2 protein-coding genes and 1 pseudogene are annotated in these 2,734 nt (G+C 42.1%); all 3 read right to left on the bottom strand.

From position 1 onward, the window contains the following. Nucleotides 1-499: 499 nt before the first annotated feature. A complete protein-coding gene (locus tag PX482_RS18950; protein WP_002757361.1) occupies nt 500-631 on the bottom strand; it encodes a hypothetical protein in 132 nt (43 codons plus the stop codon). A 196-nt stretch (nt 632-827) separates the two neighbouring features. Next, nucleotides 828-2,081: a competence/damage-inducible protein A gene (locus PX482_RS18945; protein ID WP_288027240.1), complete on the bottom strand. Its 1,254-nt coding sequence runs from the start codon at nt 2,079-2,081 to the stop codon at nt 828-830. Nucleotides 2,082-2,633: 552 nt separating this feature from the next. Next, nucleotides 2,634-2,734: pseudogene (locus tag PX482_RS28145) on the bottom strand (IS200/IS605 family transposase); the annotation flags it as partial.

Here is a 2,734-nt window from a genome sequence, read left to right as displayed (position 1 = left end):
TCAATGAGTAACTACATCTCGGTTTTGACAATTCCCGAAGGTAAAAACAGACTTCTGGTGGAAGTCAGGCAAGAAGCACTCTTGCCATAGTAGCAATAATTAGGGTTTGCTGAAAAAGCTTTTCCTGGGGGCAGGGTGTGGGGTGTGGGGTTTTACCGATTTTGAGGTAGTCAGTTACCTAATTTTCAGGGAAAAAGTCCAGGGATTTTACCCCGGATCACTCCAATGGTCAACACTTTTTGAGGGAAAAAAGTCTAAAAGCCTTATCTAACAAGGTTTTTAGATTTATTCAGCAAACCCTACCTAATTTTTAGGAAAAAATTACCTGAATTTTACCCCCGCTTACTCCCATATCTGGTACTTTTTGATTTCCAAAAAGTCTAAATTTTAGATTTATTCAGCCTGCTCTAAGCTAGGCTTGGCTTCAGGCAAAAATCAAGTGCAGACTCATAGTAAGTTTGCACTGATATTATCGCAATATTCTGTTTTACCGGTGGCTTTATCGACTGTGATCGCGCACGGGGATCGGGATTAGTTCGGGTTCGGGTTCGGGTTCCGGACCAAAAACACTCTCGATTAGTTTGCGCGCCCATTCTCTCAACTTGTCTATCACTTCATCTAAATAGTCCATTGACCAAATGGCTCCTTTGAGATACTAGCTATGAGTTTTCGTCGATTGATCCCCGCAACAGCTTGATTCTGGAGAATTTTAACTGATTTTCATCGTTTGGCTGTTAAATCTGACGAGCGGGGGAATCTATATCTTGTATTTATATTAAGCTTAACATAACTTTTTAGTCTGAGTATATATTCTTGGCAATTCTTTTTTAAGATATTGTTAATAAATTCCGGCGTAGGCGATCGAGGGCGGTATAAGCACTAATCTGGCGAATAGTCAAGCGATCTCGATTTTCTCCGAAACGATGCTCTGATACGGTGACATTTCCGTCAGGACTGGCTAAACCGATATAAACTAGGCCCACGGGTTTTGTCTCACTGCCTCCTCCTGGTCCGGCAATACCCGTGATACTGATCCCCCAATCCGTAGCGAGGCGTTTTTGCACCCCTAGCGCCATCTGTTGGGCAATAATGGCACTGACAGCCCCGAAATTAGTTAAATCCCCTTCATTTACGTCTAAGAGGGCAACTTTTACCCGATTATCGTAGGAAATAACCCCACCCCCAAAATAATCGGAACTGCCGGCGATTTGGGTGATAATTTCCCCTAATCCCCCTCCAGTACAGGATTCTGCCACACTCAAAGTTTGTTTTTGCCGCCGCAAAAGTTCCCCCACCACCGCAGGTAAAGTATCATCATCAGCCCCAAAATAATCTAATCCGGCGATTTCCTTAATTTCCGTCGCTACCGGTTCAATTACCTGCAAAGCAGCCTGTAAAGAAGGGGCTTTCGTCGCAATTCGCAAACGCACTTCGCCTAAACCAGCATAGGGGGCAACGGTGGGATTAGTCAGATCAAATAAATGGACAACTTTTTCCGCTAAAGCTGACTCACCGATACCGCGAAATTTCAGAGAACGACTATAAATCCTCTCTTTGCCCCATCCTTGACTTTCTAGGTAGGGAATGGCCGTTTCTACCCACATTCTCTTCATTTCTGAGGGTACTCCGGGGAAAGTGAGAATAGTTACGTTAGTCTCTGGTTGCCAGATCATGCCGGGGGCGGTTCCGGTCGGATTTGGCAAAAAATCGGCTCCCACAGGTATTAAAGCCTGTTTACTGTTACTAGGAGGCATTTCTCGCCCTAAACTCGTAAATTTAGCCTCGATTTCCGCTAAAATCTCTTTATCTTCTCTGAGGGGCGTTTGGAAAAAATCGGCGATTGTTTCTGTGGTTAAATCGTCGGGAGTCGGTCCCAGTCCCCCGGTAAAAATTAAAATTGAAGAACGTTCTCGGGCAATAGCGATCGCTTTTTTCAGTCTTTCTACATTATCCCCCACCACCGTTTGATAATAATGGGGAATGCCTAATTTTGCCAATTCTAGGGCTAAATATTGGGCGTTAGTATTAACTATATCCCCTAATAATAATTCCGTTCCTACACAAATAATTTCAGCGGCCATAATTTTTGACAATTAGCTTAAGATTTTCAATTTTGATCATTAACTGATCTCCTGTCACCATCGTTCGATCGGGTTTCGGTAACGATGGTACTGGAAGTTAACCCTACCAGTGCGCTCCAGTATTATACCAGTAAGCTATCAACAATCAAAGTCTTGTATATTAGACCTCTTGTAAAAATCAAAAATTGTTGTTAGGGTTAGGAGTCAGTAGCCGGTCGTCAGGAGTCAGGAGAATTAAGAATGAATAATAATCAATTAAACGGTCTATTTACAGATTTTATGTAATTTAATCCTTGTTTTTGCCGTTTTTGAAGCCTCAAAAATTAATTATGCAAGAGGTTTATTAAATGCCACTTTTAATAACCAGATTTAGTATCACTACCTATGAGCAAACGTAAAATCAGCCTACCATTCCTCTACATAACAATAATTGATCATAATCAAGCATAACAAAGTATTGCCGAGCATCACCTCTTCCTTACTGCCATGACAAACCACACCAAAATCATCTAAAAATGAACTACCCCGCCGCAAGCGGACGGGGTATCAGAATCAAAATAGACTCAATTGTAGATTTTGGTGTAGCTGCAGGTATTCTTTATCTTGTTCTTTTACATATCTCGCTATCATACCTTCATCCCCATGCTTTCCTA

Source organism: Microcystis sp. M53602_WE12 (assembly GCF_030065455.1).
Taxonomy (GTDB): domain Bacteria; phylum Cyanobacteriota; class Cyanobacteriia; order Cyanobacteriales; family Microcystaceae; genus Microcystis; species Microcystis aeruginosa.
The sequence above is the reverse complement of the archived record's forward strand: the minus strand, read 5'-3'. Positions and strand labels throughout refer to the sequence as shown.

Bases quoted from the DNA above. Each gene is read 5' to 3' on its own strand.
- PX482_RS18950 (WP_002757361.1), bottom strand. From the start codon at position 631: ATGGACTATTTAGATGAAGTGATAGACAAGTTGAGAGAATGGGCGCGC.
- PX482_RS18945 (WP_288027240.1), bottom strand. From the start codon at position 2,081: ATGGCCGCTGAAATTATTTGTGTAGGAACGGAATTATTATTAGGGGAT.